Origin of the sequence: Streptomyces sp. NPDC050549, assembly GCF_040655035.1 — a bacterium.
Lineage (GTDB): Bacteria > Actinomycetota > Actinomycetes > Streptomycetales > Streptomycetaceae > Streptomyces.
The window spans coordinates 12,809-37,569 of sequence record NZ_JBFAJD010000038.1; the positions used below are offsets into that span (position 1 = coordinate 12,809).

Sequence of the window (24,761 nt, forward strand, 5' to 3'; positions counted from 1 at the left end):
CATCGGCAGTCGGCAAGACCGTATCGTCCACTGTCACCCCGCGAGATTGCCCACGATAGAGATCAAGATGTAGACGATGATCATCAGGACGAAGAAGGACAGGTCGAGCGCCACGCCCCCGAGACGCAACGGCGGAATGAACCGCCGTAGAAGCTTCAACGGTGGATCGGTGACAGTGTAGGCGGCCTCCAGAACGACCACCATCGCCTTGCCGGGTTGCCATGAGCGGGCGAACTGGAAGACGTAGTCCATGACCAACCGGAAGATGAGCACGATGAGGAACACCATCAGCGCGATGTAGATCACCTGCGCGAACACGCTCATGGTCTGTCTTTCCCTCTCCCCTGTTCCGTGCTTCCTAGCGGCTGTCTGTCTCAGCTCTGATTGAAGAACCCGCCCTCTGCGATGCGGGCCTTGTCCTCCGCCGTGACATCGACGTTAGCAGGCGACAACAGGAACACCTTCTGCGTCACCCGCTCGATGCTGCCGTGAAGACCAAACACCAAACCGGCCGCAAAGTCGACAAGTCGCTTGGCGTCTGTGTCATCCATCTCAGTCAGATTCATGATCACCGGGGTGCCTTCACGGAAGTGTTCCCCGATGGTACGGGCCTCGTTGTAGGTCCGGGGGTGAAGTGTGGTGATCCGGTAAGGCTCTCGTTCCGACACGACCTTGGGCATGATCACCGGTGCGTTCTTCTCCAGGGACTGGCGTTCTTGTGTGATGGATGCCACGGGCGCGATGCGCGCCGGACGCCCTGATTCCACACCCAGTGAAGCCGAATGGGACACCGGGTCGCGAGGGGCCGGAGGCTGCACCACTCGTACCGGTTCGTCCCTTTGGGACTGATGTGAACCGTGTGCCTGGTGCGACGGCTCGTGCCGCCGCCGGTCCCGCTCGGGCTCCGGGTCCAGTTCGGGTTCGAAGTCGTCATCGGGGTCGAAACCCCGGCCGTCGTACCCATCGTCCTCCACGAGGCCGAGGTAGACCGCCATCTTGCGCATCGCGCCGGCCATTCTCTGAGTCCTCCGCTCTGTGGTGGATCGGCTGACGACTGCCAAGTGCCCGCGATCCACGAGGTCGTTACGCCCGCCTTCGGCGGCATTGACCATATTTTCTACTGTGGTCCGACTTCCTGGCGACGTTACCCGAGCCTGGGGCGCACGCCGAGTACCGCAGTGCCGACGCGTACATGTGTCGCTCCGGCTGCCACGGCCTGTTCGAGGTCCGCACTCATCCCTGCCGACACCATGTTCGCAGCCGGATGGGCTCGGCGCAGGTCAGTCGACAAATCCATCAACCGCCCGAACGCCTCCAGTTGGCGTCCCGCGTACTCCCCGGTGAGCGGAGCCACGGTCATCAGACCGTCGAGCCGCAGTCCCGGGGAGGCGGCCACCAGGTCGGCCAACTCCCCGACACCGCCCGGCCCCACGCCACCCCGCTCGCCCCGCCCGCTCACTCCCGCGTCCAGCGCGACCTGGATGAGACAGCCCAGTTCGCGCCCGGACCGCTCGGCCTCCTTGGACAGCGCGGTCACCAGCCGGGCCCGGTCGACCGATTGCACGACATCGGCGTAACCGACCACGGATCGCACCTTGTTGGTCTGCAACTGACCGACGAAGTGCCAACTCAGCGGCAGATCCGCGCATTCGGCCGCCTTCGGGGCGGCGTCCTGGTCCCGGTTCTCTGCGACATGACGCACACCGAGTTCGGCCAGCGTTCGTACGTCGCTCGCCGGATAGGTCTTGGTGACCACGATCAGGGTCACCTCTTCGCGCTTCCGCCCGGCCGCGGCACAGGCTGCGGCGATGCGCTCGTCGACTTTCGCCAGATTCGCGGCGAGTTCGTCCCTACGGTCCGTCATGCACCATCAGTCCAGCCACACATAGCTCGCGAGCCGCCCGGTGGTGCGGTCACGGCGGTACGAGAAGTGATCGCCCGATTCACGGGTGCACACCGGCGACTGCTCCCGGTCGCGCACCCCGAGCCGGTCGAGCTGCGCGTGCGCTCCGGCGGTCACGTCGACCGCGGGAGTGCCCCAGCTCGTCTCGGCGTACGCCGCGGGTTCCACGGCGGCGACATCGGCGCGCATGTCCGCGGGCACTTCGTAGCACCGGCCGCAGACGGCGGGCCCGGTGCGGGCGACGATCCGGGCGGGATCGGCGCCGAGTTCCACCATGGCGCGTACGACGGCGGGTACGACCCCCGCCACCATGCCCGGGCGCCCGGCGTGGGCCGCGCCCGCGATCCCGGCGACCGGGTCGGCGAGCAGGACCGGGGTGCAGTCGGCGGTCAGGACCGCGAGGGCGAGTCCGCGCCGGGCGGTGACGAGCGCGTCGACGGAGGGGATGCCGGCGGCGCCCCAGGGGCCGTCGACGACCGCCACGTCCGCGCCGTGCACCTGGTTCATCCAGACCACCAGCGCCGGGTCCAAGTCCAGCGATTTGGCGGCCAGTTCGCGATTCGTACGTACCGCGTCGGGGTCGTCGCCGACCGCGCCGCCGAGGTTGAGCTCCTCGTACGGAACGGCGCTCACCCCGCCCCACCTGTCGGTGAAGGCGAAGTGCGCGCCGCTCACGGTGTCGAGCTGTCCTATCACTTCAGGAAGTCCGGCACGTCCAGCTCCTCGGCGGCGCTGTCCGAGTAGGTCCGCGACGGCGGGACCGGCGGGGCCACCGGGAGGTCGGCGGCCGGCTCCTGAGCGGGCTCCGGCTCCTCCTTGGGCTTGACGCTGCCGAGCGAGCCGAAGGACGGACGGCTCTCGGTCGGCCGTACGGGAGTCGGCTCGTCGCGGCGGGCCGAGGTCGAACCCATGCCGGTCTCGCGGCGGGTCGGCGGCTGGCCGCCGTCGAAGCCGGCCGCGATCACGGTGACCCGGACCTCGTCACCGAGGGCGTCGTCGATGACCGCGCCGAAGATGATGTTGGCCTCGGGGTGGGCGGCCTCGCTGACCAGTTGGGCCGCTTCGTTGATCTCGAACAGACCGAGGTCGGAGCCGCCGGAGATGGAGAGCAGGACGCCGCGGGCGCCGTCGATGGAGGCTTCGAGGAGCGGCGAGGAGATCGCCATCTCGGCCGCCGCCACCGCGCGGTCGTCGCCGCGGGCCGAGCCGATGCCCATGAGGGCCGAACCGGCCTCGGACATCACGGACTTGACGTCGGCGAAGTCGAGGTTGATCAGACCGGGCGTGGTGATGAGGTCGGTGATGCCCTGCACACCGGAGAGCAGGACCTGGTCCGCCGACTTGAAGGCGTCGAGGACCGAGACCTGGCGGTCCGAGATGGACAGCAGCCGGTCGTTCGGGATGACGATGAGGGTGTCGACCTCTTCGCGGAGTTCGGCGATGCCGTCCTCCGCCTGGTTGGCCCGGCGCCGTCCTTCGAAGGTGAAGGGGCGGGTGACCACGCCGATGGTGAGGGCGCCGAGGGAGCGGGCGATGTTGGCCACGACGGGGGCGCCGCCGGTGCCGGTGCCGCCGCCCTCGCCGGCCGTCACGAAGACCATGTCGGCCCCCTTGAGGACCTCCTCGATCTCCTCGCGGTGATCCTCGGCGGCCTTGCGGCCGACGGCCGGGTTGGCGCCGGCGCCGAGTCCGCGGGTGAGTTCGCGGCCGACGTCGAGTTTGACGTCGGCGTCGCTCATCAACAGCGCCTGCGCGTCGGTGTTGATGGCGATGAACTCGACGCCCTTGAGACCGACCTCGATCATCCGGTTGATGGCATTGACACCACCGCCGCCGACACCGATGACTTTGATGACTGCGAGGTAGTTCTGCGGTGCTGCCACGTCGAAGGCCTCTCGCCTCGAGTTACGTGTCGTCGATCGCGGTGTTCCGCGATCCGACGACGGATGCCGAATGGGACGGTCCGTAGCGCCGACCCGAACCCTAACGTTGAAGTTTAGGGTTACCAGTGTGTCCGTTCCTTGAAGTCTTCTGAACAGGACACTAAGTCGACAAGTGGCGCACGTTCAACGAACACGCCGAACCTCCCGTTTTTCTTTTCACCCTATGTGATCAGCCGTAGCGCTGCCCAACCAGGGTGCTGGCCTGCGCGAATGTGCGTCAACTCCCGGCTGACGCAGGGGCGGTGGGCACACTTACGTCGAAGTGCCGGGCTCCGGAAGCTGCTTTCATGAGAGCGGTGAGCGTACGCGCCTTCGCCGCGCCCTTGTCGCCGCTTCCCCATGAGACGGTCCGGCCGCCGCTCAACTCCAGTGAGATGTCGTCGTAGGAACGGACCTTGACGACCTGTGTGTCGCGCGCGACCGCGGCCGGAATGTCACCCGCGACGCGCACCGCCTCGCGGACGAGTCGGTCCTCGCCGAAACGGCGCAGGCCGACGGCGGACGAAGCTGTTCGGGAGAGCGTCAATTCGAGGGCGGGGATGGACTTCGGTGGCGTGGAGACGGTCGCGAATCGCACACCCTCGTCGTCCACTTCGATGAAGTTTCCGCCCTTTTTCACCACGAGGACCGGGCTGCGTTCGGTCACTTTCAGCCCGATTCCATGAGGCCAGGAACGGACTACGTCAACGGTGTCAATTCGGGGCAATTTCCTGCGGAGTCGGGCTTCGATCGCATCGGTGTCGACGGAAATGAGCGGTCCACCGACCGGAACTCCGGCGGCTTCGCGCACCTGCTCCGGCGTCAGGACCTCGGTCCCGGAGACCGACACCTTCTCCACTCGCAGCCACTGCGAGCCGTAGAGCAGCCAGACCGTGGCGGCGCCCAACAGGACTGCCACGAGGGCGAGTACGACAATCAGACGAAGGCGTCGCGGCCCCAGACGCCGGACAAGGGGCGGGCCGGACGACTCCTGTTGGCGTTCACCGCGCTCGGCGGTGCTCGGTCCGGCCACGCTCCCCTGCCTCTCTCACATTTGACTAGCGATGCCGTGAGGCGATCGCCTCGTACACCATGCCGACGAGCAGGTCGTCGGCGTCCCGGCGGCCGAACTCGCTTGCCGCGCGCGACATCTCGTAGAGCCGGTGCGGGTCGGCGAGCACGGGCAGGACGTTGCCCTGGACCCACTCGGGCGTCAGTTCCGCGTCGTCGACCAGGAGTCCGCCGCCGGCCTTGACCACCGGCTGGGCGTTCAGCCGCTGTTCGCCGTTGCCGATGGGCAGCGGGACGTAGGCGGCCGGGAGTCCGACGGCGGAGAGTTCGGCGACGGTCATCGCACCCGCGCGGCAGAGCATCATGTCGGCCGCGGCGTACGCGAGGTCCATCCGGTCCACGTACGGTACCGGGATGTAGGGGGGCATCCCCGGCATCTGGTGCACCTGCGGCAGTTCGTTCTTCGGGCCGACCGCGTGCAGGATCTGGATTCCGGCCTGTTGGAGGTAGGGCGCGACCCGCTCGATCACCTCGTTGAGGTGGCGGGCACCCTGCGAGCCGCCGGAGACCAGCAGCGTCGGCAGGTTCGGGTCGAGCCCGAACGCGGCCCGGGCCTCGGGCCGTACGGCCGCGCGGTCCAGGAGGGCGATGGAGCGGCGCAGCGGGATGCCGATGTAGCGGGCGTCGCGCAGCTTGCTGTCCGGGGTGGAGACGGCGACCCGGGCCGCGTACCGCGAGCCGATCTTGTTGGCCAACCCGGGCCTGGCGTTGGCCTCGTGGATCACGATCGGCACCCCGAGGCGCTTGGCCGCGAGGTAGCCGGGCAGCGCCACATAGCCGCCGAAGCCGACAACACAGTCCGCCTTGGTGCGCTCCAGGATCTGCTCGGCGGCCTTGATCGTGCCGCGCAGCCGGCCCGGCACGGTGATCAGTTCCGGGGTGGGCTTGCGGGGCAGCGGTACGGCGGGGATCAGCGCGAGTTCGTAGCCCCGCTCGGGTACGAGGCGGGTCTCAAGGCCGCGTTCCGTGCCCAGCGCCGTGATCCCCACGGTGGGGTCCTGCCTGCGCAGGGCGTCCGCGAGGGCGAGCGCGGGCTCGATGTGGCCGGCGGTCCCCCCACCGGCGAGTACGACATGCACCGAAATTCACCGCTCTCCGGACGAACGCGCCGCCGAGGCACGCCGTCGCATCGTGTTCCATCTGCGGGGACTCCGGCCGGAACCGGGTCCCCTGGCCCCCCGTTTTCTACCAAAGCGGGGTTGCCGCATCGCAAGCGCCGCCCGCGCAGCGGGGTCGTCGCGCGCGAAGGCGATCAGCAACCCGATGGCGAACATGGTCGGCAGCAGGGCGGAACCCCCGTAGGAGAACAGCGGGAGCGGGACGCCGGCGATCGGCAGCAGGCCGAGCACCGCACCGATGTTGATCACCGCCTGAGCGGTGATCCAGGTGGTCACGCCTCCCGCGGCATACCTCACGAAGGGGTCCTCCGTGCGTCCGGCCACGCGGATACCCGCATAGCCTAGAGCCGCGAAGAGGGCGAGGACCGACAGCGTGCCCGCCAGGCCCAGTTCCTCACCGGTGACGGCGAAGATGAAGTCGGTGTGGGCTTCGGGGAGTTGACCCCATTTCTCCACACTCGCGCCGAGCCCGGAGCCGAAGATCCCGCCGGATGCGAGCGCGTAGATCCCGTGCACCGCCTGCCAGCAGTCGGCGACTCCGGTCTTGGGTTCGGTGGCGCCGATGCAGGCGAGCCGGGCCATGCGGTTGGGGCTGGTCTTGATGAGGATCACACCGATCACGGCCGCGATCGACAGCACGCCGGCGAAGAGCCGGGTCGGCGCTCCGGCCAGCCAGAGCAGGCCGAACAGGATCGCGGTGAGGATGATCGCCGTACCCATGTCGCCGCCGAGCATGATCAGCCCGAGCAGCATGAACGCGACCGGCACCAGCGGTACCAGCATGTGCTTCCACTGGGACAGCATCGCCTTGTCCTGTTTGCGGGCGAGCAGGTCGGCGCCCCACAGCACGAGGGCCAGCTTGCCGAACTCGCTGGGCTGGATCTGGAAGGAGCCGCCGAGCGAGATCCAGTTGCGGTTGCCGTTGACCGACATCCCTATCCCCGGCAGCTGCACCAGCGCCATCATGAAGACGGCGCCCGCGAGGATCGGATAGGCCAGCGCCCGGTGCAGTTTGACCGGCATCCGCGAGGCGGCCAGCGCCAGCACCCCGCCGATACAGGCGGCGAGGAACTGTTTGCGGAAGAAATACGAGCCGGGCAGCGACAGTTGGAGTGCCGTGATCTGGGAGGCCGAGTACACCATCACCAGACCGAGCACGGTGATCAGCACGCTGCCGCCGGCGATCAGGTAGTAGGCGGTCAGCGGCCGGTCCCAGGCCCGGCGCGCGTTGGCGTACAACCGTCGTACGGGGTTGTCCCGTACGGTCCGTGCGGCGGCGGGACGTCTGGGGGTCCGCTGCTGCACGGGCGGCCGGCCGGTACGGCTACTGGGCATCAGCGCCTCCGCTCACGTCGGTCAGGCGCCGAGTTCGCGAACCGCCTGGGCGAACGCGTCACCGCGCTTGTTGTAGTTGGCGAACATGTCCATGGAGGCGCAGGCCGGGGCGAGCAGCACCGTGTCGCCGGCGGCGGCGAGCCGCTGTGCCTCCTGGACAGCCGCGAGCATCGCCCCAGTGTCGGTCCGGGCGAGGTCGACGACGGGTACTTCCGGCGCGTGTCGCGCCAGGGCTTCCCGGATGAGCGCACGATCGGCGCCGATCAGCACCACACCCCGAAGTCGCTTTGCCGACTTGGCGACCAGTTCGTCGAAGGTGGCGCCCTTGGCGAGCCCGCCCGCGATCCACACGATCGACTCGTAGGCCGCCAACGAGGCTTCCGCCGCATGGGTGTTGGTGGCCTTGGAGTCGTCGATGTACGCGACACCGTCCACATCGGCCACGTGCGCGATGCGGTGCGCGTCGGGCGTGAAGGCCCGCAGCCCGTCCCGTACGGCCTTGGCGGGCACCCCGAAGGCGCGCGCGAGGGCCGCTGCGGCAAGGGCGTTGGCGATGTTGTGCGGGGCGGGCGGATTGACGTCCGGGACCTCGGCGAGTTCCTGCGCGTTCCGCTGCCGGTCCTCGACGAAGGCACGGTCCACCAGAATGCCGTCCACGACGCCGAGTTGGGACGGCCCGGGGCTGCCCAGCGTGAACCCGATCGCCCGGCACCCCTCTTCGACGTCGGCCTCGCGGACCAGGTCCTCGGTGGCCTTGTCGGCGACGTTGTAGACGCAGGCGACCCGATTGCCTTCGTAGATACGGCCCTTGTCGGCGGCGTACGCCTCCATCGAGCCGTGCCAGTCGAGGTGATCGGGCGCCAGGTTCAGGACGGCGGCGGAGTGGGCGCGCACCGAGGGCGCCCAGTGCAGCTGATAGCTCGACAGTTCGACGGCGAGGACGTCGTACTGCTCGTCCCCGAGTACGGCGTCCAGGACCGAGACGCCGATGTTGCCGACGGCGGCCGTGCGCATGCCGCCCGCCTTCAGGATGGAGGCGAGCATCTGGACGGTGGTGGTCTTGCCGTTGGTGCCGGTGACGGCCAGCCAGGGGGCCGCGTCGGGACCGCGCAGGCGCCACGCGAGTTCTACGTCGCCCCAGATCTCGACGCCGGCTGCCCGGGCCGCCGTGAACAGCGGCTTGTCGGGCTGCCAGCCGGGGGTGGTGACGATCAGTTCGGTGCCCTCGGGCAGGGTCGCACCGTCGCCGAGGCGCACGATGATGCCGAGCGCCTCCAGGTCGGCCGCCTGGGCCCGGGAGCGCTCGTCGGCGCCGTCGTTGACGACCGTGACGAGCGCGCCGAGTCCGTGCAGGACCTTGGCCGCCGGGATCCCGGAGACCCCGAGTCCGGCGACGGTGACGTGCTTGCCCTCCCAGGAGAGCCCCTGCCCATCGGTCACTTTTCCGCTGCCCATCCCGCGTAGAAGAGGCCCAGGCCGACGATCACGCAGATGCCCTGGATGATCCAGAAACGGACCACCACGAGCACTTCGGACCAGCCCTTGAGTTCGAAGTGGTGCTGGAGCGGGGCCATTCGGAAGACCCGCTTGCCGGTCAGCTTGAAGGAGCCGACCTGGATGACCACCGACATGGTGATGAGGACGAAGAGGCCACCCATGATGGCGACCAGCAGCTCGGTGCGGGAGAGGATCGCCAGACCGGTGAGGACACCGCCGAGGGCGAGTGAGCCCGTGTCACCCATGAAGATCTTGGCCGGCGAGGTGTTCCACCACAGGAAGCCCAGGCAGGCGCCCATCAGCGCGGAGGCGATGACCGCGAGGTCCAGCGGATCGCGCACCTCGTAGCAGGCGTTCGGGTTGGTCAGGGTCTGCGCGTTGGCGCAGGACTCCTGGAACTGCCAGACACCGATGAAGGTGTAGGCGCCGAAGACCAGGACCGAGGCGCCGGTGGCGAGGCCGTCCAGACCGTCCGTCAGGTTCACGCCGTTCGACATCGCGAGAATCATGAACAGCGCCCAGATCACGAACAGGATCGGGCCGATCTTCCAGCCGAAGTCCGTGATGAACGACAGCTTCGTGGACGCCGGGGTGTTGCCGCGGGCGTCCTGGAACTGCAGGGCGAGCACCGCGAAGCTGATGCCGACGATCAGCTGGCCGGCCATCTTCGCCTTGGCCCGCAGGCCCAGCGAACGCCGCTTGACGATCTTGATGTAGTCGTCGAGGAAGCCGACCAGGCCCATCCCGACCATCAGACCGAGCACCAGCAGACCCGAATAGGTCGGCGCGTAACCGGTGATGACCTTGGACAGGAAGTACGCGGCGACCGTCGCGAAGATGAAGGCGATACCGCCCATCGTCGGCGTACCGCGCTTGCTGGCGTGCTCGCGCGGGCCGTCGTCGCGGATGTACTGGCCGTAGCCCTTGCGGGCCAGCAGCTTGATCAGCAGCGGGGTGCCCACCAGGGTCAGGAACAGGCCGATGACTCCTGAGAACAGGATCTGCTTCATCATCGGGCGGCAACCTCACCCTCGGTACCGGCCTCGACGAGCGCCTGCGCCACGCTCTCCAGACCGACCGACCGGGACGCCTTCACGAGAACGACGTCTCCCGGGCGCAACTCGCTGCGCAACAGGTCGACCGCCGCCTGTGCGTCGGACACGTGCACCGACTCCTCACCCCACGAACCCTCGTTATATGCGCCCAGTTGCAGCCAGGACGCTTCCCTGCCCCCGACCGCGACGAGCTTGCCGACATTGAGCCGGACGGCCAGCCGTCCGACCGCGTCGTGCTCGGCGAGCGCCTCGTCCCCGAGCTCGGCCATCTTGCCGAGCACCGCCCAGGTCCTGCGTCCCTTGCCCATGGCCGCGAGCGCGCGCAAGGCGGCTCGCATGGACTCGGGGTTCGCGTTGTAGGCGTCGTTGACGATGGTCACGCCGTCCGGTCGCTCGGTGACCTCCATCCGCCAGCGGGAGAGGGAGCCCGCCTCGGAGAGCGCGGTGGCGATCTCGTCTGCGGACATGCCCAGCTCATGGGCGACGGCGGCCGCGGCGAGCGCGTTCGACACGTGGTGCTCACCGTACAGGCGCATGGTCACTTCGCTGCACCCGGAGGGTGTGTGAAGGCTGAAGGCGGGCTGTCCGCTGTCCGTGAGTCTCACGTTCTCGGCCCGTACGTCCGCTTCGCCGGACTCTCCGAAAAGGATCACCTTCGCCTTCGTACGGGATGCCATGGCCCGTACGAGCGGATCGTCGGCGTTGAGGATCGCCGCCCCGTCTTCCGGGAGTGCCTCTACGAGTTCGCCCTTTGCCTGCGCGATCTGCTCCCGGCCGCCGAACTCGCCGATGTGGGCGGTGCCGACGTTGAGGACGAGGCCGATCTGCGGGGGCGTCAGATCCGTGAGATAGCGGATGTGACCGATCCCGCGGGCGCCCATCTCCAGGACGAGGAACCTCGTCTCGTCGGTGGCGCTCAGCGCGGTCAGCGGCAGCCCGATCTCATTGTTGAACGATCCCGGCGTGAACACCGTGGGCGCCTTGCGCGAGAGCACCTGGGCGATGAGGTCCTTGGTGCTGGTCTTGCCGGCCGAGCCGGTGAGGGCGACGAGGGTCGCGCCGAGCCGTCGTACGACATGGCGGGCGAGGGCGCCCAGGGCGCTCTGGACGTCGTCCACGACGATCGCGGGGACGCCGACCGGGCGGGACGCCAGGAGGGCCACCGCGCCCGCCCCGACGACCGCGTCCGCGAAGTCGTGGCCGTCGACGCGCTCGCCCACGAAGGCGACGAAGAGGCTGCCTGGTTCCACTTCCCTGGAGTCACGGACCACCGGGCCGGTGACCTGGACGGACGGATCCGGTATGTCGTGCGTCTGCCCGCCGACGACTTCTGCGATCTCGGCGAGGGAGAGGGCGATCACAAGTTCATCCCTGGGTCTTCTGGATAGCTTCGCGAAGCACCTGGCGGTCGTCGAAGGGACGGACCACTCCGGCGATGTCCTGGCCCTGCTCGTGGCCCTTGCCCGCGACCAGCACGGTGTCCCCCGGCCGTGCGCGGGCGACGGCGGCGGCGATGGCGGCGGCCCGGTCCTCGAAGACCTGGACCTCGCCGCGCTCGTGCGCCGGTACGGACGCCGCCCCCTGGAGCATGGTCGCGAGGATCGCGAGGGGGTCCTCGGAGCGGGGGTTGTCGGAGGTCAGTACGGCGGTGTCGGCGTGCCGGGCGACAGCGGCGCCCATCGGCTCGCGCTTGGTCTTGTCCCGGTCCCCGCCGCAGCCGAGCACGACGTGCAGCTTGCCCTCGGTGACCTTGCGCAGCGCGCGCAGGACCGACTCGACGGCGTCCGTCTTGTGGGCGTAGTCGACGACCGCGAGATACGGCTGTCCGGCGTCCACGCGCTCCAGGCGCCCCGGCACACCCGGCACGGCGGCGATGCCGTCGGCGGCGAGCTGCGGGTCGAGGCCCGCGGTGGCCAGGGCGGCGACCGCGGCGAGGGTGTTGGCCACGTTGAAGGAGCCGGCCAGCGGCGACCTCGCGCTGATCAGCTCGCCCTTGGGGCCGACCGCGGTGAACGTCGAGTCCATCGGGCCGACTTGGACGTCCACGGCGCGCCAGTCGGCGTCCGGGTGGCCCTCTGCAGAGTAGGTGACCACGGGGACAGTGGCCTCGGCGGCGAGCCTGCGGCCGTACTCGTCGTCGAGATTGACCACTCCCTGCCGGCTGCGCAGCGGGGTGAACAGCTGTGCCTTGGCCTGGAAGTAGTCCTCCATGCCCGAGTGGAACTCCATGTGCTCCGGGCTGAGGTTGGTGAAGACCGCGATGTCGAAGACGCAGGCGTCGACCCGGCCGAGGACCAGCGCGTGGCTGGAGACCTCCATCGCGACCGCGTCGACCCCGCGCTCCAGCATGACCGCGAACAGGGCCTGGATATCGGTGGCTTCGGGGGTCGTCCGCTCCGACTTCACGCGCTCGTCGCCGATGCGCGTCTCGACCGTGCCGATCAGACCGGTGGACCGGACCGTTCTCAGGCCGCCCTCCACGAGGTACGCGGTGGTCGTCTTCCCGGAGGTGCCGGTGATGCCGATCTGGAGCAGATCGCGGCCGGGGTGACCGTAGATGGTCGCCGCCAGCTCGCCCATCTGCCCGCGCGGATCGGCTACGACCAGCACGGGCAGGCCGGTTGCCGCCGCGCGGTCGGCGCCGGCCGGGTCCGTGAGAACGGCCACGGCGCCGAGGCCCGCCGCCTGGGTCACGAAGTCGGCGCCGTGCACACGGGCGCCGGGCAGCGCGGCGTACAGGTCGCCGGGGCGGACGGCGCGCGAGTCATGGGTGATACCCGTGACCTCGGCGGTCGTCGTCGGCACGGTGGCGCCCAGTTGGTCGGCGAGTTCCGCGAGGGGTGTGGCGGAAAGCTGCGCCGGCCTGGGCGGCCCCGGGTATGTCACGGATGCGCCCTTCTGGGGGGTTTGGGACTGATCGGCGGGTGGCACGGCGGTGAGCGTACCGGGCGCACCCGCCTCGGAGCGAAGCGAGGGGCGGGGCTCGCCCTGGTTCCCGGACTGGGAGGTGATCATGGTCACGGATCGGTTCCTGGCTGTTGCGCTGATCAGGGAGTGAAGGTCACGGGCAGGTTCGCGGCCTTCGCCCCGGTGGGCGGGACCTGGAGGGTCTTGAGGGCGAACTCCATCACCTGCTTGTAGATCGGTCCGCAGATCTGACCGCCGAAGTAGCTTCCGCTGGTGGCGTTCTGGATCGCGCAGTAGACGGTGATGCGGGGGTTGTCGGCGGGCGCGAACCCGGCGAACGACGAGGTGTAGCCCTTGTACTTGCCGGTGGCCGGATCCACGCGGTTGGCGGTGCCGGTCTTGCCCGCCACCCGGTACCCCGGAATGGCCGCCTTACCACCCGTGCCCTGCTCGTCGTCCACCACGGACTCCAGCATCTGGGCGAGGGTCTTCGCCGTCTTCGCACTGATGACCCTGGTCTTCTTGGGCGTCGCCGCAGGTGTGAAGCGGCCGTCGGGCCCCTTCGTGCCGCGCACCAGGGTGGGTTCGATCCGGACTCCGCCGTTGGCGACCGTCGAGTAGACGGAGGCCGCCTGGAGCGCGTTGAGGGACATGCCCTGGCCGAAAGGAATCGTGTACTGCTGCGAGGTCGACCACTTGTCCGGGGGCGCGAGGATGCCCTTCGTCTCGCCGGGGAAGTCGAGCCCGCTGTAGGTGCCGATGCCGAACTTGTGCAGATACGAGTACAGGACCTCGTTGGCCTGCGCCTGCGTCTTGCCGAGCTGGCCGGCCGCCTCGATGGTGCCGATGTTGCTGGACTTGGCGAGGACTCCGTTGAGCGTCAGGTTCCAGGTCGCGTGGTCGACGTCGTCCTGGAAGAGGCGGTCGCCGCGGTGCAGCCGGTTCGGCACGACGACATGCGTCAGCGGGGTGGCCACGTTCTCCTGGAGTACGGCGGCCATCGTCATGACCTTGGCGGTGGAACCGGGCTCGTAGGCGTCCTGGAGGGCCGCGTTGCCCAGGGAGGCCGCGTTGGCCTGGGCGAGGTCGTTCGGGTCGAAGCCGGGCGCGTTGGCCATGGCGAGGATCTCTCCGGTGCGGGTGTCCTGCACTATCACGTACCCGCGGTCCGCCTTGGACTTCTTCACCTGCTCCGTGATGGCGTTCTGCGCGGCCCACTGGATGTCGCGGTCGATGGTCAGCTCGACGTCGGAACCGGGCACGGCGGGCGTCTCCGTGGAGCCCGCGGTGGGCACCTGGAGGCCGCCCGACTGTGCGTAGCGGACCTTGCCGTCCTTGCCGGTCAGGTCCTGGTTCAGCTGCTGCTCGACCCCGCCGCCGCCCTTGCCGTCGGCATTGACCCAGCCCAGTATCCCGGCGGCGAGATCACCGTTCGGGTACACGCGCTTGGTGGTGGGGACGGCGAGGACACCGGCAAGGACGTTGACCGTGGTCGGGTCGGTTCCCGACTTGGTGGTGAGCGCGCTCTTCAGGTCCTTGATCTGCTTCCAGACCTGCGGGGTCTGCCGGTTGGCGAGCACCACGTAGCGCAGGTTCTTGTTCGCCGGCCTGAGCTTCTTGACGATCGAGGCCTGGTCCACGCCGAGGATCGGGGCGAGGAGGGCGGCCGCCTGCTCGGGTCCGTCGTCGATCTTCAGCTGCTTGCGGGTGAACAGCGTCGGGTCGGCGGTGATCGTGTACGCGTCCACGCTGGTCGCGAGGGCCACCCCGGAGCGGTCGGTGATCTCACCGCGCTCGGCGGCCAGGACGTAGTCGACGTAGCGGTTCTGCGCGGCCTTGGCGGCGTACGCGCTCGCGTCGACGGCCTGCACCTGGAGCAGGCGTACGACGAACGCGATGAGGACGAGGGTCAGCGCGAGGCTGATCATCCGCAGCCGGGGGCGGGGGCTGCCGAGCCGGAGGGAGCGCGGGCCTCCCGGGCGAGCGGCGGGAGCGGCAGATGCCGGGCGGCGGGCCGGGCGGGCGCCGGGCCCGGGGCGGCGCCGGGCATCGGGCCGTTCGGGCCTGGCCGGTCCGGGCACTCGGCGGCGCGGCGGTTCCCTGTCGGACACTTCCGTCACCTGCCGGGTGTAGTCGGGGTGGAGGACTGAACTGCCGTGGACTGCGCGGGCGGTACGGACCGGGCCGGGGTGGGGGCGGGCACCGGTGCTGTCGCGCCGGCCGCGCGGGGCGGGCTCTGGCTCGGCCTGCTGATGAGCGCCTCCGGGGCGAGAACCACCGGTGTGTCCGCCGAGGTCTTCTCGGCGGCGGCCTGCTCCGGGACACCCTTCACGGTGCCGTTCGGGTCGAGGAAGGCGGGGTCTCCCCCGGGCACCATGCCCAGTTCGTGTGCGCGGCGCTGGAGGGCGTCGGGGGCGGAGTAGGCGTCGACGTCCCGCTGGAGGGCCTGTTCCTCGTCGGTGAGGCTCTTGGTCTGCTTCTGGAGGTCGTCCAGCTTGAACTGCCCCTCGCTGAGCGCGGAGTTCAGCACGAGCAGGCCGATCAGGCCGCCGCCGAGGAGGAGCACGACAAGGAGGACGAACGGGGTACGGGCCGCCTGTCCGGGGCCGGTCGGGAAGAGCCGCGCAAGCCGGGCGGCCCTGCCTCTCAGTTCGGGTTTCCTACTCACCCTCGCACCCCGCACCCCACGCCCCGCCCGACTTGGTACGTACTCACCCGATGTCCTCCCTGATGCGCTCGGCCCCCCGCAGCCGCGCGGGTGCCGCCCGCCGGTTCTCGGCGACCTCTTCCTCGGTGGGAAGTTCGGCACCGCGCGTCAGGAGCTTGAGCCGGGGCTGGTACTGCTCGGGCACCACCGGCAGTCCAGGAGGCGCGGTATTGGCGGCACCGGCCGCGAACACCTGCTTCACCAGGCGGTCTTCGAGCGAGTGGTACGACAGGACGGCGATCCGGCCGCCCACGGCAAGGGACTTCACGGCGGCGGGAATCGCCCGCTCCAGGACGGACAGTTCGCCGTTGACCTCGATGCGCAGCGCCTGGAAGGTGCGCTTGGCCGGGTTGCCGCCGGTGCGCTTGGCGGCCTGCGGCAGCGAGTCGCGGATCAGCTCGACGAGCCGCGCGCTGTTGCTGAACGGCTCCTTGTCGCGTTCCCGTACGACCGCGGACACGATCCGCTTGGCCTGCTTCTCCTCGCCGTACGCCCGCAGGATCCGCACGAGTTCGCCCGCCGGATAGGTGTTGAGGACCTCGGCGGCGCTGATGCCGGTCGTCTGGTCCATGCGCATGTCCAGGGGCGCGTCCTGAGCGTAGGCGAAGCCGCGGTCGGCCTCGTCCAACTGCATGGAGGAGACGCCGAGGTCGAACAGGACGCCCTCCACGCGCGCGAGGCCGAGCCGCTCCAGTACGTCGGGCAGCTCGTCGTAGACGGCATGCACGAGGGTGGCGCGCTCCCCGAAGAGGGCGAGGCGCTCGCCGGAGAGGCGCAGGGCCTCCTTGTCGCGGTCGAGGGCGACGAGGCGGGCCTCGGGGAAGCGTGCGAGCAGTGCCTCGCTGTGGCCGCCGAGGCCGAGGGTGCAGTCGACGACCACCGCTCCCGGCCGCTCCAGGGCGGGTGCCAACAGGTCCAGGCACCGCTGGAGCATCACCGGGACGTGTCGACTGTTGCTCAAGGGGCCCTCTCAGGTCCGGCGGGCCCGTACGCACCGCCGGGTCCCCGCCCGCTCAGGAAGGGGAAGGCCTGCCGGCGCCGGAAGCGTCAGCCGACCGGGAGCGGGAGGAGGCCGAGCCGTACGTACGCGCCGCGCACGTGGGGAGAATCCGGAAAGTCGCCGGGGTCTCCGGGAAAAGTCCAGCAGGGAGGCCTCGCCTCCCGCTTCGCGCAACTTTAGTCCACGCTGTCTCACGGTCAATCAACCGGCCTGCGCGTCGTGGGCGGAGGTGCGTGCGAAGCCTCAAAATGGGAAGAATCACCCACGCGGGCGCACCCCCGCCACCCGTGTGGGTTACCTCACAAGAGGACGCAATGACGCTCTTTTTCCCATCCCGCACCAAGACCGCACCGCCGGTGACCAGTACCGTCATAGGTATGACGACCTCCGCATCCGTACCCACAGAGTCCGAAGGCGCCATAGCTCACGGCGGGACCGTGACGGACCGCCTCGTCGAGGCCAATGCGCGGTACGCCGCCGCGTTCACCGATCCGGGGATGGACGCCCACCCCGTCCTCCAGGTGGCCGTCGTGGCCTGCATGGACGCCCGGCTCGACCTGCACGCGGCGCTGGGCCTCCAGCTCGGCGACTGCCACACCATCCGCAACGCGGGCGGTGTCGTCACCGACGACGTCATCCGCTCCCTCACCATCAGCCAGCGGGCGCTCGGCACCCGCAGCGTCGTGCTCATCCACCACACCGGCTGCGGCCTGGAGTCCCTCACCGAGGAGTTCCGGCACGACCTGGAGATGGAGGTCGGCCAGCGCCCCGCCTGGGCGGTGGAGGCCTTCCGGGACGTCGAGCAGGACGTACGGCAGTCCATGCAGCGTGTGCGCACCTCACCGTTCCTGCCGCACACTGATGATGTGCGCGGCTTCGTGTTCGACGTGAGGTCGGGTCTGCTGCGCGAAATCGACCCCGCCTGACGCACCCGCCCGCCCCGAAAAACTCCCGCCTCGGACCACCCAAAAGGTCGTAAGACCCGACAAAGCGAAGGCAGTTGTCCACAGGCGAGTGACACGAACCGGTAACGGCAACAAGAATGCGGGTGTGGCGTCACGCGGAACTATTCCCGCGTGCCGTCCGTGTTTCGGGGTGGGCCGGTCCGCAGTGCGTGCGCCGGCCCATGGAAAGAACGGGCCGAGGAGGGCCGGGTGACGACCTATGACGATCGAGCGAGCCTTACAGATCTGACCGCCACTGTGGAGCGAGTCCGCAGTTCGGTGGAAGGAGTGATCGAGGGCAAGCCCGAGGTCGTACGGCTTTCGCTGACCGTGCTGCTCGCCGAGGGACATCTTCTGATCGAGGACGTTCCGGGCGTGGGCAAGACAATGCTGGCCAAGGCGCTGGCGCGGTCGATCGACTGTTCGGTGCGGCGAATCCAGTTCACGCCGGACCTGCTGCCCTCGGACATCACCGGTGTGTCCATCTGGGACCAGCAGCGGCAGGACTTCGAGTTCAAACCGGGCGCCATCTTCGCGCAGATCGTGATCGGCGACGAGATCAACCGCGCCTCGCCGAAGACGCAGTCCGCGCTCCTGGAGTCGATGGAGGAGCGGCAGGTCACCAGCGACGGCCAGACCTACGAGCTGCCCAGCCCCTTCATGGTGGTCGCCACGCAGAACCCGGTCGAGATGGAGGGCACCTATCCGCTGCCCGAGGCCCAGCGCGACCGCTTCATGGCCCGGGTCTCCATCGGCTATCCCAGCGCGGAGGCCGAACTGCAGATGCTGGACATCCACGGCGGGGTGAGCCCGCTGGACGACCTCCAGCCCGTGGCCCACGCGCACGACATCGTCAAGCTGGTCGAGGCGGTCCGCGGCGTCCATGTCGCCGACGCGGTGCGCAGGTACGCGGTGGAGCTGGTCTCCGCCACCCGCACCCACCCCGACCTCAGACTCGGCGCCTCCCCGCGCGCGACGCTGCATCTGCTGCGCGCGGCGAAGGCGTCCGCCGCCCTGAGCGGCCGTGAGTACGCGCTGCCGGACGACATCCAGGCGCTCGCGGTCGCGGTCCTGGCCCACCGCCTGCTGCCCACCGCGCAGGCCCAGCTGAACCGCCGGACGGCGGAGCAGGTCGTCCAGGAGATCCTGCAGCGCACCCCCGTGCCCGCGGCGCCGCCGCAGCAGAGCAGCTTCGGCATCGGCCGCGGCACTGCGTCCTACGGCGAGCAGCCGCCCCGGAGGCTGTGATGGCCGTCGGGGGGCCGGGTGTCCCGGAGCCCGAACGGGACGAGAAGGGCGGTGTCCGTACGGCCCTGGCGGGGCTGACCACCCGCGGCCGTTCGTTCCTGGCCGCCGGTATCGCGGCGGCCGTCTGCGCGTACGTCCTGGGGCAGGGCGATCTGCTCCGGGTCGGACTGCTGCTGGCCGTGCTGCCCCTGGTCTGCGCGACCGTGCTCTACCGCACCCGGTACCGGGTCGCCGGCAGCCGCCGGCTCTCCCCCGCGCGCGTGCCCGCCGGCAGCGAGGCCCGCGTCCATCTGCGGATGGACAACGTCTCGCGGCTGCCCACGGGCCTGCTGATGCTCCAGGACCGGGTGCCGTACGTGCTCGGCCCGCGCCCCCGGTTCGTCCTGGACCGGGTGGAGGCGGGCGGCCGGCGCGAGGTGTCCTACCGGGTCCGCTCCGACCTGCGCGGCCGCTACCCCCTGGGCCCGTTGCAGCTGCGTCTGACCGACCCCTTCGGGATGTGCGAACTGACCCGCTCCTTCTCGACGTTCGACACCCTGACCGTGATCCCGCGCGTGGAGGCCCTGCCCCCGGTCCGCCTCAGCGGCGAGGCCAAGGGGTACGGCGACGGACGGAACCGCTCGCTGGCCCTGGCCGGCGAGGACGACGTGATCCCGCGCGGCTACCGCTACGGCGACGACCTGCGCCGCGTGCACTGGCGCTCCACCGCCCGCTACGGCGAGCTGATGGTGCGCCGCGAGGAGCAGCCGCAGCGCGCCCGCTGCACGGTGCTCCTCGACACCCGGGGCATCGCCTTCGCGGGCCAGGGCCCGGACTCGGCCTTCGAGTGGGCCGTGTCGGGCGCGGCCTCCGTCCTGGTGCACATGCTGGAACGGGGCTTCTCCGTACGGCTGTTGACCGACACCGGCAACTCGGTGCCCGGCGAGGGCGCCGACGGGTTCGCGGGCGCGAGCCAGGAGTCGGCGGACGCGGCCGGGCTGATGATGGACACTCTCGCGGTGATCGACCACTCGGACGGCGCCGGCCTGTCCCGGGCCTACGACCTGCTGCGCGGCGGAAACGAAGGGTTGCTGGTGGCCTTCTTCGGCGACCTCGACGAGGAACAGGCGGCGATCGTCGCCCGGATGCGGCAGCGCAGCGGGGGCGCCCTCGCCTTCGTGCTGGACAGCGGCGGCTGGGTGCGCGAGCCGACCGACGTACCCGGACCGGGGAACGAGCAGGAGGACCGGCTGCGGATGCTGCGCGACGCGGGCTGGACCGCCCTGGGCGTGCCGCGCGGCGCGTCACTGAACGAGCTGTGGCGGCAGGCCGACCGGGAGCGCAACGGCATCACCGCGACCGGTCTCGGGGAGGGATGGGGATGAGCGGGCGGGCACGACTGGCGCTCTGCGCCTGGGCGGCGACGATGCTTGCGTCCACCGCGCTGATCCCCCTGGTCTCCCCGGCGATCTGGATCTTCCAGGCCGGCTTCATGCTGGCGGTCCAGGCCGGGGTGGGCGCGGCGACCCGGCGGGTCCCGCTGGCCCGGCCGCTGACCGTCGCGGCGCAGGCCCTGGTCACGCTGCTGATGCTGACCCTGGCCTTCGCCCGTGCGCAGGCCTTCGCCGGGATCGTCCCGGGCCCCGAGGCCTTCCAGCACTTCGCCGACCTGCTGCAGCAGGGCTCCGACGACGTCTCGCGGTACGCGATCCCGGCACCGCTGCACGACGGCATCCGGCTGATGATCATCGGCGGTGTGCTGGTGATCGGCCTCGCCGTGGACACGCTCGCGGTCACCTTCCGCAGCGCGGCTCCGGCCGGGCTGCCGCTGCTCGCCCTGTACTCGGTGGCCGCCGGGCTGTCGAACAGCGGCTACGACTGGCTGTGGTTCCTGTTCGCGGCGGCGGGCTATCTGATGCTGCTGCTGTCCGAGGGCCGGGACCGGCTCGCCCAGTGGGGCCGGGTCTTCGGCGGGGCTCCACGCACAGCCCCGGGTTCGGACTCCTCCGGGCCGCTCGCCCCGGTCCGCACCGGACGGCGGATCGGCGCGGTCGCGCTGGCCGTCGCCCTGCTGCCGCTGCCCACGATCTCGGGCGGTCTGCTGGACGCCGCCGGGACCGGTGTGGGCGCGGGCACCGGGGGCGGCGGCACGATCTCCGCGGTCAACCCGCTGGTCTCGCTGCGCGACAGCCTGAACGTGGACGAGAACCGCCAGGTCCTGGCCCTGCGCACCGACTCGAACGACCTCTCGGACATGTATCTGCGGATCGTGTCCCTCGACGACTTCGACGGCATCACCTGGAAGCCGTCGCAGCGTCACATCGAGGGCGTGCCGGACAAGTTCCCCACGCCGACCGGTCTCGGCGCCGACGTGAAGCGCTCGAAGATCACGACCCGGATCTCGGCCGCGGACTGGTACGCCCAGGACTGGCTGCCGATGCCGTACCCGCCCAGCGGCGTGAAAATCGACGGCAGCTGGCGCTACGAGCCCGTGGGCATGACGGTCGTGGGCGACCACGGTCAGAGCACGCGGGGGGTGACCTACACGGTCACCAGCCTCGACGTGGAGCCGACCGCGGAGCAGCTGGCCACCGCGCCGGCGCCGTCGAAGGCCCTGGAGACCCAGTACACCAAGGTGCCGAACTCGCTGCCGGCGGTGGTGGCCCAGACCGCCCGCCGGGTCACCGCGGGCGCGGCCAACGCGTACGAGCAGGCGGTCAAGCTCCAGGACTACTTCGCGGTGACCGGCGGCTTCCAGTACGACACCCAGGTGGACGTCGGTACCGGCCGCAACGCGATAGCGAAATTCCTCAAGGACAAGCAGGGTTTCTGCGTCCACTTCTCCTTCGCGATGGCGGCGATGGCCCGCACCCTGGGCATTCCGGCCCGGGTCGCGGTGGGCTTCGCACCCGGCACCCCGGAGGCGAACAAGACCGTGTCGGTGGGCCTGAAGGACGCGCACGCCTGGCCCGAGCTGTACTTCGAGGGCATCGGCTGGACCCGCTTCGAGCCGACCCCCAACCGGGGCTCGGTGCCGTCGTACACCCAGTCGACCACGCCCGGCAGCGACGTCCCGGACCCGGCCGGCTCCTCGGCCGCGACGAGCACGGCACCCTCGGCCGCCCCCTCGGCGAGCGAGAGCTGCACGGCCCAGCTGAAGAAGCTGGAGGGCTGCGAGAGCCAGGCCCCGGCGCTCGCGGCGGGCGACGACGGCAGGGGCCCGTGGTGGTATCTGCGGATGTCGCTGCTGGGCCTGGGCGCGCTGCTGCTGCTGACGACCCCGTTCTCGCCGATGCTCTGGCGGACCCGGACACGCTCGGTACGGCTGGGCGCGCACGGCCGTACGGCGGCGGACGCGGCCATGCACACACTGGCGGTCTGGGAAGAACTGACCGATACGGCCTGGGACTTCGGGATCTCGCCGGACGATTCGCTGACCCCGCGCAAGGCCGCCGCCCGGATCGTGCGGCTCGGGCATCTCGATCCGCCGACCGCCGCCTCGGTGCACCGGGTGGCGGACGCCGTGGAGCAGGTCCTCTACGCGCCCCGGCCGCAGCCGACGGCGGGGCTGGCGCAGGACGTGCGCCGGGTGGTCGTCGGTTTCCAGGACACGGCGAGCCGCTCCACGCGGCTGCGCGCGATGGTCGCCCCGCGCTCGACCGTCCGGGTGGTATGGGCGCTGTCGGCCTGGTGGGCGTCCGTGACGGCGCGGGCGGCGGCGATCCGGCCGCCCCTGCGCAAGCCGTCGGGACAGCAGGGCTGATGTCTTGGTCCCTCCGCGGAAACGGCGGAGGGACCAAGACATACGTGAGGGGGTGACCACCGGTTCGGTGGTCACCCCCTCACTCGTGTCCTGGGGCGCCTTGCGTGGCGCGGAGCCGGGCCGTCGTTACTGGCCCTGTTGCTCGTCGCGGCGGCGCTGCCAGCGCTGCTCGATCCGATCCATGACCGAGCGCCGCTGCCGTCCCTGGCTGCGGGCGTGCGGAGCGCCTGCGGCGGGCTGCTCGCCAGGCTTGGGGGCCTTGCGCCAGCCGGTCACGGCGAGTACCGCACAGCCCAGCATGACGAGGAATCCCACCACGCTGACCCAAATCTGCTTTGCGACCATTCCTGCCATGAGGAGCGCAATACCTACGAGGAAGCCGGCCACCGCCTGGTAGACCCGTCGCCGGGTGTACGTGCGCAGCCCGCTTCCCTCAAGCGCTGTCGCGAACTTGGGATCTTCGGCGTACAGCGCTCGCTCCATCTGCTCGAGCATTCGCTGCTCGTGCTCCGAGAGCGGCACGGAGTCCTCCTCATCGTGCAGTCGCCGGGGCGACCCGGGGGGTCCCTTCAGGATAGGCAGGGAATCGCCCCCGTGAAACCCGCCCCTCTACGCCAATTGACCAACCGGAATCCGCCATGGCCGTTCCGGCTCGCTGAAGCTTCCATTCCCCAGCGGCCGTCCCGTCATGCCGGGCGGTCTCCCTCGATCATACGGCGCCGGGCCCGCGATCGGGGGGCCTGTGGCGTACTCCATGTGCGGCCGAGCCCCTGATCAGGGCTCCGTCGCGGGAGGCCACTCACGCCTCTCCGGCACCCCGTGTCTCGCCGAGCACATGAAGCTGCGTGGCCACGGAGTGGAACGCCGGGAGCTCGGCCACCGCGGCCTCCAGCTTCAGCAGCGCGTCCAGGGCGCCGGGCTCGGTGTCCACGAGCACGCCGGGGACCAGGTCGGCGAAGACCCGCACCCCGTGCACGGCGCCGACGTCCAGGCCCGCGCCCTCGACGAACGCGGCGAGCTGCTCGGCGGTGAAGCGGTGCGGGACGGGGTCGGCGGCGCCCCAGCGGCCGTTCGGGTCGGCGAGGGCCTGGCGGGCCTCCGTGAAGTGGCCGGCGAGGGCGCGCGCGAGGACGGCACCGCCGAGTCCGGCGGCGAGCAGGCTGAGGACGCCTTCGGGGCGCAGCGCGGCCACCACCGTGCGGACACCCTCGGCGGGGTCGTCCACGTACTCCAGGACGCCGTGGCACAGGACCGCGTCGTAGCCGCCGCGTTCGACCACGTCGAAGAGGCCGTACGCGTCGCCCTGGACGCCCTGCACGCGGTCGGCGACACCGGCCTCGGCGGCGCGGCGCTCCAGCGCGAACAGCGCGTTCGGGCTGGGGTCGACGACGGTGACACGGTGGCCGAGGCGGGCGACGGGCACCGCGAAGTTGCCGCTGCCGCCTCCGGTGTCGAGGACGTCCAGCGCGTCCCGCCCCGTGGCCTTGACCCGGCGGTCGAGGGCGTCCTGAAGGACGTCCCAGACCACGGCGGTACGGAGGGAGGCGCGGGGGCGGCTCGGGTCCGACACGGCAGTTGACTCCTCGGCGCGGCACCGCCTGTGCACGGCGGAGCGAACGGGCTGCCTCCCCGGCCCGGAGACGGGCGGAGGGAGGGCTTCAGGCGCCCTCCACCCTATTGCCTCCGGTGCCGTACCCGGTGATGTGTCTCGCGCGGCGGAACGCCGCCTGCTCACCCGGCGCGGTCCCCGGGCCTCTCCGGGTCCTGGCGTGGCTGGGGCAGGACCGGCTGGAGGACGAGCATCCGCTCCACCAGGCGCAGGAACATCGCCACGTCGCGTATGAGGTCGTCGGCGTCCCGGCGGGTCGCCGCGCCCTGGATGCCCGCCTCGGCCCGGGCGCGGCGCCGGGCACCGGAGGCGAACAGGGCGCTCCACTCGGCGAGTTCGGGTGCTATCTCGGGGAGGACTTCCCAGGCGCTGCGGATGCGGGCGCGGCGCCGGGCCGTGGGTTCCGGCTGGGCGCGCGCGGCGAGTACCGCGGCGGCGGTGCGCAGGGCGGCGAGGTGGGCCGTCGCGTAACGCTCGTTCGGCGTTTCGAGGACGGCTGCCTCGTCCAGTCCGGCGCGGGCCTGGGCGAGCAGGTCGAGGGCGGCGGGCGGGGCCGTGGCCCGGCGGAGCACGGGGTGTACGTCGCTCGCCGGGCCGGTCAGTGAGGGGGCAGGGCCGGGGGCGCGGCGCCGACGGGCGGCGGCTGCGGACGAGTTGGCCATGACGAACCTCCTGTCGTCTGTGTGACGGCACTGGTGCCGTA

22 protein-coding genes are annotated in these 24,761 nt (G+C 70.5%); 4 read left to right on the forward strand and 18 right to left on the reverse strand.

The features are described 5' to 3' along the window. Positions 1–33: 33 nt before the first annotated feature. The 15 genes from AB0I51_RS37885 to rsmH all read right to left on the reverse strand — a co-directional run bounded on the left by AB0I51_RS37885 (position 34) and on the right by rsmH (position 16,476). Complete coding sequence (locus AB0I51_RS37885) at positions 34–324, reverse strand: YggT family protein (RefSeq protein WP_019067748.1); 291 nt, start codon at positions 322–324, stop codon at positions 34–36. Positions 325–374: 50 nt separating this feature from the next. Beyond that, entirely contained in the window at positions 375–1,016 is a 642-nt protein-coding gene (gene sepF / locus AB0I51_RS37890; RefSeq protein WP_362982993.1) for a cell division protein SepF, read from the reverse strand. Positions 1,017–1,144: 128 nt separating this feature from the next. Next, a complete protein-coding gene (locus AB0I51_RS37895) occupies positions 1,145–1,864 on the reverse strand; it encodes a YggS family pyridoxal phosphate-dependent enzyme (protein WP_362982930.1) in 720 nt (239 codons plus the stop codon). Between the two features lie 6 nt (positions 1,865–1,870). Further along, a complete protein-coding gene (gene pgeF / locus AB0I51_RS37900; RefSeq protein WP_362982931.1) occupies positions 1,871–2,599 on the reverse strand; it encodes a peptidoglycan editing factor PgeF in 729 nt (242 codons plus the stop codon). After that, positions 2,596–3,786, reverse strand: a complete 1,191-nt coding sequence (ftsZ, locus tag AB0I51_RS37905; protein ID WP_362982932.1) for a cell division protein FtsZ — start codon at positions 3,784–3,786, stop codon at positions 2,596–2,598. The genes pgeF and ftsZ overlap by 4 nt, the downstream gene beginning before the upstream one ends. A gap of 277 nt (positions 3,787–4,063) precedes the next feature. Continuing rightward, positions 4,064–4,858, reverse strand: a complete 795-nt coding sequence (locus tag AB0I51_RS37910) for an FtsQ-type POTRA domain-containing protein (RefSeq protein ID WP_362982933.1) — start codon at positions 4,856–4,858, stop codon at positions 4,064–4,066. 25 nt (positions 4,859–4,883) lie between these two features. Next, on the reverse strand, positions 4,884–5,975 hold the full coding sequence (gene murG / locus AB0I51_RS37915) for an undecaprenyldiphospho-muramoylpentapeptide beta-N-acetylglucosaminyltransferase (protein ID WP_362982934.1): 1,092 nt from the start codon (positions 5,973–5,975) through the stop codon (positions 4,884–4,886). Positions 5,976–5,981: 6 nt separating this feature from the next. After that, positions 5,982–7,349 (reverse strand): putative lipid II flippase FtsW, encoded by a 1,368-nt coding sequence (gene ftsW, locus AB0I51_RS37920; RefSeq protein ID WP_362982935.1) that lies wholly within the window; start codon positions 7,347–7,349, stop codon positions 5,982–5,984. Positions 7,350–7,370: 21 nt separating this feature from the next. After that, positions 7,371–8,804, reverse strand: a complete 1,434-nt coding sequence (gene murD, locus AB0I51_RS37925) for a UDP-N-acetylmuramoyl-L-alanine--D-glutamate ligase (RefSeq protein WP_362982936.1) — start codon at positions 8,802–8,804, stop codon at positions 7,371–7,373. After that, positions 8,786–9,859 (reverse strand): phospho-N-acetylmuramoyl-pentapeptide-transferase, encoded by a 1,074-nt coding sequence (gene mraY / locus AB0I51_RS37930; RefSeq protein ID WP_019067757.1) that lies wholly within the window; start codon positions 9,857–9,859, stop codon positions 8,786–8,788. The genes murD and mraY overlap by 19 nt, the downstream gene beginning before the upstream one ends. Continuing rightward, positions 9,856–11,262, reverse strand: coding sequence for a UDP-N-acetylmuramoyl-tripeptide--D-alanyl-D-alanine ligase (murF, locus tag AB0I51_RS37935; RefSeq protein WP_362982937.1), 1,407 nt, complete (start codon positions 11,260–11,262; stop codon positions 9,856–9,858). The genes mraY and murF overlap by 4 nt, the downstream gene beginning before the upstream one ends. 4 nt (positions 11,263–11,266) lie before the next feature. Next, complete coding sequence (locus tag AB0I51_RS37940; protein WP_362982994.1) at positions 11,267–12,787, reverse strand: UDP-N-acetylmuramoyl-L-alanyl-D-glutamate--2,6-diaminopimelate ligase; 1,521 nt, start codon at positions 12,785–12,787, stop codon at positions 11,267–11,269. A 161-nt stretch (positions 12,788–12,948) separates the two neighbouring features. Continuing rightward, the gene (locus AB0I51_RS37945) at positions 12,949–14,919 is read right to left on the reverse strand and encodes a penicillin-binding protein 2 (protein WP_362982938.1); all 1,971 of its coding nucleotides are present in this window, start codon (positions 14,917–14,919) and stop codon (positions 12,949–12,951) included. Positions 14,920–14,924: 5 nt separating this feature from the next. After that, positions 14,925–15,476, reverse strand: coding sequence for a hypothetical protein (locus AB0I51_RS37950; RefSeq protein ID WP_362982939.1), 552 nt, complete (start codon positions 15,474–15,476; stop codon positions 14,925–14,927). Positions 15,477–15,519: 43 nt separating this feature from the next. Next, positions 15,520–16,476 (reverse strand): 16S rRNA (cytosine(1402)-N(4))-methyltransferase RsmH, encoded by a 957-nt coding sequence (gene rsmH, locus AB0I51_RS37955; RefSeq protein WP_362982940.1) that lies wholly within the window; start codon positions 16,474–16,476, stop codon positions 15,520–15,522. Between the two features lie 416 nt (positions 16,477–16,892). On the opposite strand from rsmH, the gene AB0I51_RS37960 reads away from it, so the two are divergent. The 4 genes from AB0I51_RS37960 (at position 16,893) to AB0I51_RS37975 (ending at position 22,449) form a co-directional block, all read left to right on the forward strand. Continuing rightward, entirely contained in the window at positions 16,893–17,441 is a 549-nt protein-coding gene (locus tag AB0I51_RS37960) for a carbonic anhydrase (RefSeq protein WP_362982941.1), read from the forward strand. Between the two features lie 228 nt (positions 17,442–17,669). After that, entirely contained in the window at positions 17,670–18,707 is a 1,038-nt protein-coding gene (locus AB0I51_RS37965; RefSeq protein WP_362982942.1) for a MoxR family ATPase, read from the forward strand. Next, positions 18,707–20,071, forward strand: coding sequence for a DUF58 domain-containing protein (locus AB0I51_RS37970; RefSeq protein WP_362982943.1), 1,365 nt, complete (start codon positions 18,707–18,709; stop codon positions 20,069–20,071). The genes AB0I51_RS37965 and AB0I51_RS37970 overlap by 1 nt, the downstream gene beginning before the upstream one ends. Beyond that, on the forward strand, positions 20,068–22,449 hold the full coding sequence (locus tag AB0I51_RS37975) for a DUF3488 and transglutaminase-like domain-containing protein (protein WP_362982944.1): 2,382 nt from the start codon (positions 20,068–20,070) through the stop codon (positions 22,447–22,449). Before AB0I51_RS37970 ends, AB0I51_RS37975 begins: the two co-directional genes overlap by 4 nt. 126 nt (positions 22,450–22,575) lie before the next feature. On the opposite strand, the gene AB0I51_RS37980 is transcribed toward AB0I51_RS37975, so the two are convergent. The 3 genes from AB0I51_RS37980 to AB0I51_RS37990 all read right to left on the reverse strand — a co-directional run bounded on the left by AB0I51_RS37980 (position 22,576) and on the right by AB0I51_RS37990 (position 24,720). Then, entirely contained in the window at positions 22,576–22,971 is a 396-nt protein-coding gene (locus AB0I51_RS37980; protein WP_362982945.1) for a DUF3040 domain-containing protein, read from the reverse strand. A 277-nt stretch (positions 22,972–23,248) separates the two neighbouring features. Then, the gene (locus AB0I51_RS37985) at positions 23,249–24,019 is read right to left on the reverse strand and encodes a methyltransferase (protein WP_362982946.1); all 771 of its coding nucleotides are present in this window, start codon (positions 24,017–24,019) and stop codon (positions 23,249–23,251) included. Positions 24,020–24,180: 161 nt separating this feature from the next. Beyond that, the gene (locus AB0I51_RS37990; protein ID WP_362982947.1) at positions 24,181–24,720 is read right to left on the reverse strand and encodes an SAV_6107 family HEPN domain-containing protein; all 540 of its coding nucleotides are present in this window, start codon (positions 24,718–24,720) and stop codon (positions 24,181–24,183) included. Positions 24,721–24,761: the final 41 nt, after the last annotated feature.

Coding starts and splice junctions, on each gene's coding strand:
- AB0I51_RS37990 (WP_362982947.1), bottom strand. CDS start 24,720: ATGGCCAACTCGTCCGCAGCCGCCGCCCGTCGGCGCCGCGCCCCCGGC.
- AB0I51_RS37895 (WP_362982930.1), bottom strand. CDS start 1,864: ATGACGGACCGTAGGGACGAACTCGCCGCGAATCTGGCGAAAGTCGAC.
- murD (WP_362982936.1), bottom strand. CDS start 8,804: ATGGGCAGCGGAAAAGTGACCGATGGGCAGGGGCTCTCCTGGGAGGGC.
- AB0I51_RS37975 (WP_362982944.1), top strand. CDS start 20,068: ATGAGCGGGCGGGCACGACTGGCGCTCTGCGCCTGGGCGGCGACGATG.
- ftsW (WP_362982935.1), bottom strand. CDS start 7,349: ATGCCCAGTAGCCGTACCGGCCGGCCGCCCGTGCAGCAGCGGACCCCC.
- AB0I51_RS37970 (WP_362982943.1), top strand. CDS start 18,707: ATGGCCGTCGGGGGGCCGGGTGTCCCGGAGCCCGAACGGGACGAGAAG.
- AB0I51_RS37885 (WP_019067748.1), bottom strand. CDS start 324: ATGAGCGTGTTCGCGCAGGTGATCTACATCGCGCTGATGGTGTTCCTC.
- mraY (WP_019067757.1), bottom strand. CDS start 9,859: ATGATGAAGCAGATCCTGTTCTCAGGAGTCATCGGCCTGTTCCTGACC.
- sepF (WP_362982993.1), bottom strand. CDS start 1,016: ATGGCCGGCGCGATGCGCAAGATGGCGGTCTACCTCGGCCTCGTGGAG.
- AB0I51_RS37960 (WP_362982941.1), top strand. CDS start 16,893: ATGACGACCTCCGCATCCGTACCCACAGAGTCCGAAGGCGCCATAGCT.